Genomic DNA, 3,972 nt, shown 5'->3' on the forward strand with positions numbered 1-3,972 from the left:
TTCTTACGCGCTTTAGGCCCTGAACCTTGGTCTGTTTCTTATGTTGAACCTTGTCCTGAAGCCTTGAGGCTATAGATATGGTCTTTACTATCCCACGGTTCAGACTGACATTAATTTAATTTATGAGCAATTATAAAAAATATAAAGGGGTTTTAAGCAAGTGTTTACTTAAAACCCCTTTATATTTTTTATTTAGACTGTTATGCGGATGAAAGGACTTGAACCTTCACTCCTCTCGGAACTAGAACCTAAATCTAGCGCGTCTGCCAATTCCGCCACATCCGCATCATACGACTACACGAATATAACATATATTTTAAGGAAATAGGGAATAGTTAAAAATCAATCACTAAGACCCAATGCCCAATATTGCTAACTACATTACTCCCACACGAGGCAGGCGATGTTTGAATCCGCACAGAATTTCCCAGGAAATGGTCTTTAATTCTTCTGCCCAATCATCGGCTGTAATTTTTTGATTGCCTTGTTCACCAAGTAAAGTAACAACTTCACCTTCTTGTACATCTGGAACACTAGTTACATCTATCATTAGCTGATCCATTGTGATTGTGCCGATTTGTGGTACTCGCTGACCACGAATTAATACTTGCAACTTGTTTGAAAGATTACGTGGTACGCCATCCGCATAACCAATACCAACAACAGCTAGGCGTATTTCACTAGGAGCAATAAATTTATGACCATAGCTGACACCTGTACCCGCAACAATTGTTTTGACGTGGGTGACTCGTGCATTGAGTTGGAGAACAGGTTTGAGGTTGATCTTGTTTTGTAAATGTAGTTCTGGGTATAGTCCATACATAGCTAGACCAACACGCACTAGGTCGTAGTGTAATGTTGAATCTGCGAGAGTGGCGGCTGAGTTTGCTAAGTGTAAGCTAGGAATTTTGATACCTAAAGCTTTGATTTGAGCGATCGCCTCCTCAAATCTTTGATGCTGTTGTTGCATAATTGACGTATCGGGGCTGTCGGCTGTGGCCAGGTGAGAGTAAATACTGGCAATATCAAGATGTGGTAGACGGTCTACTAACTGTACAAATTCCCCTGCTTCTTGCCAATTAGTTCCTAACCTAGACATTCCTGTATCTAGCTTAATATGTACAGGGATGGGAGAACCATACTGAATATTCTCTAAAGTATTAGAAAATATTAAAGCTTGTTGGGGACTACCTATTGTCGGCTGGAGATGCCAGTAAGCGATCGCATGAATTTGTTCTGGTGTGTGCGTTGCACCTAAAATCAAAATGGGTGCTGTAATGCCGCTTTCTCTGAGTTGAATACCTTCAGGAACTGTAGCAACTCCCAACCAACTCGCACCTGCTTGTAATACTATTTCCGCAACTGTGACTGCACCATGACCATAAGCATCTGCTTTGACTACTGCCATCAATTGGGTATGTGGTGATAAACATTGCTTGATTTGTTTTACATTATGCGTCAACGCCTCTAAGTCAATTTCCACCCAAGCACGTTGCGAAAACCAGGCGTATGTGTCGCACTGTTGATGAGTAGTAATGTTTACAGCTTTTTTGTAACTTAACATTTCTCCTCCCTCCTATCACACCACTGTTTAGTTACTTCGTTTTATTATTAGTTTGTATTTTCAATTCTGTTAGGTATAGCAGAGTTAATTAGGAAGTTTAACCTTCATTACGGAATAAATACAATATAGCTAGCCCTATCTTTAGATGTAAGTAATCAAAACTTACGTAACTGGTACAGAGGTTTTGATGTGAGTGTGCTGCAAATATAGATAACAGAAAACTATAAAATCCTTGCTTTATCAGACTTTCAATATTAATGCACTATTTTAAACGTATCACGCTATTAAAGAGCGTTAATCTAAGTTAACGCCCCTGTTAATTATGCCAAAGGCTGTTTTTGCTTAATTTTGCGTGATTTGAGTCCTAGCGTCCCTAAGCCAAACACCAAGAAACCAAAAATTAGACTAGGTTCAGGAACTGCTTGGATAATTCGCCCATTGGTATCTACGAACAAGGTAATATCATCACTGTAGGTACGGTGATCGCTACGCAATAAATTATAGTTTTGATCAAGAATGGGAAAGCTATACACTGGTGTCAGAGTAACTTTGGCGTATTTGCCATTTGCCCCATTGAGGTTCTCTAAATTTACCTCAAGATGTCCGTAGTGTTTACCACCATCTACTAATTGCAACGCCCCTGCAATTTCTTGCCAAAACTCACCTTCACTTTGGTCGGCTGTCCATTGGCTAAAGTTGTTGTACTTGAGTAGAGGGTCACTCAAGCTTGAACCGTTACGTTTCTCACCCCGTAACCCATCACCTGATACGCCTACATCATAGTAATATACGCCAATACCGTCGCCGTTTTCATCAACAAAACTGCGCTCGAACATTTCACTATGACCAGATAGTACCGCCAAGACACCAAATTCCTCAAACATACCCTGGTATTGGCGCATGGGTGTACCGCCCTGACCTGTTGACAGAGCATGGTTCATTGGTTGTCCGTGTTCACCACTGCTGTAGGGTGCGTGATGGAACTGCACAAAAATCATTTGACCCTTGGTTCGTGCATCTTCTAATTGTGCTTTTGCCCAATTCCATTGGGGACTACCAGGGTTAAAGTCTGCTAAATCAGTACCGCCAGTCGCTTCATATTGGGTGCGTGTATAGTTCTCTTGGGTGTCAGTCCCTGTACCTGTGTAATCTTGTCCGCTTATTTTCAGTGGTTGACCATCACCCCCGTAGTTACTGCGTCGATCATCTGGCTCACCATTGGAACTATCGAGGGTAATAATAGTGATAGGGCCGTAGTCGATACGGTAGTAATTATCTTGATGCTCTGGTGTACTGTTATCTGGTGCATCAAAGTAGACATGATACTTATCACGGCCAAATTTAGGGCCAAAACGTCCATCAGCATCAGTACCATAACCGCCATTGAGTGCGCCAAAGTTCTCCCAGTTACCCAAGGCTGGCAAAATTGGATATGTTGACAAGCCACTGTCAAATTCCCCGGCGTTGTGGCGGAAAAATTCATCCCAGCCTGGTTGGTAGCCACCACCTTGCACCAAATCACCAGGCATCAGCAGGAAGTCTGGGTTGCGGCTGTTAACGATCGCAAGGTTGCGTTTGTAGCCTTCAGTTTCAGTCAAAGCATAGCGCAAAGTTTGTGAACCACCTGAGCCGGAAGTGCCAAAAGTATTTGCCCATTGACTACCACTCAGTTCGGGGCGTGCTGCTGAACCTGGGGCTAAAGCACCGGGTTGCCATTCACGGCGGCTAAAACGTCCGGCCGGCTCGGTTTCACTGTCGGCCATGGCGATAAAGCGGATGCTATTCCAGTCGTCTTTAGTGGGAGCAGTTTTAAAGGATGAGTTAAAAACACTCGCCCCCTGAACTACCGTATATTGATATGTCGTTCCCGGTAACAAACCACGCACATCAACGCTATGTTTGTAGTTGTTATCACTGAGCAACCATGACCCTGGAGCTAAACCAGTAATATTCTGATTCTTTTCGGCGTTGGTGTATGCTAAGACTGATTGGTATGCAGGTGTACTGGTAAAGCTGAGGGGATTACTTAGACCAGCCCCAGTAATTGAAAGGATTCCGGGTACTTCTTCTTCAGTGAACCAAGTAAAATACATTCCTTCTGTCGAAGGCTGCTGTAAATAGGGATTAATGCGGAAAGAGGATGCACTGGCTGGGAAGCTTATAGCAGAAATCAATCCAGTAGTGAGTGTCAGGGCGATCGCTATTTGCGGCAAGCACAACTTGTTTAGCATAGATATTAATCGTAACTCCGTTGGGTTTCCTAGTCTGCTCTGGACTGAAGCTATTCATTTCTTATAGTTCTGGGGTAAAGACTAGGTTAAGCACCAAATATTTTAGGGTTAAGGGGACAGGGGATAGGGAAAACGCATCTTATTTACTAATAAAAATTAAGAGAGATTTCAAAATGA

2 protein-coding genes and 1 tRNA gene are annotated in these 3,972 nt (G+C 42.8%); all 3 read right to left on the reverse strand.

The features are described 5' to 3' along the window. Positions 1-203: 203 nt before the first annotated feature. The 3 genes from ACM0OR_RS27845 to ACM0OR_RS27855 all read right to left on the reverse strand — a co-directional run bounded on the left by ACM0OR_RS27845 (position 204) and on the right by ACM0OR_RS27855 (position 3,795). Positions 204-285, reverse strand: a tRNA-Leu gene (locus tag ACM0OR_RS27845). 91 nt (positions 286-376) lie between these two features. Next, the gene (gene alr, locus ACM0OR_RS27850) at positions 377-1,564 is read right to left on the reverse strand and encodes an alanine racemase (RefSeq protein WP_414579645.1); all 1,188 of its coding nucleotides are present in this window, start codon (positions 1,562-1,564) and stop codon (positions 377-379) included. Positions 1,565-1,884: 320 nt separating this feature from the next. After that, positions 1,885-3,795, reverse strand: a complete 1,911-nt coding sequence (locus ACM0OR_RS27855) for a metallophosphoesterase (RefSeq protein WP_414579646.1) — start codon at positions 3,793-3,795, stop codon at positions 1,885-1,887. Positions 3,796-3,972 lie beyond the last annotated feature (177 nt).

Origin of the sequence: Anabaena sp. CCY 9402-a (assembly GCF_963920945.1) — a bacterium.
Lineage (GTDB): Bacteria > Cyanobacteriota > Cyanobacteriia > Cyanobacteriales > Nostocaceae > Trichormus > Trichormus minutissimus.

What these genes read in the sequence shown, in the direction of transcription:
- ACM0OR_RS27855 (WP_414579646.1), bottom strand. Translation starts at nt 3,795, where the DNA reads ATGCTAAACAAGTTGTGCTTGCCGCAAATAGCGATCGCCCTGACACTC.
- alr (WP_414579645.1), bottom strand. Translation starts at nt 1,564, where the DNA reads ATGTTAAGTTACAAAAAAGCTGTAAACATTACTACTCATCAACAGTGC.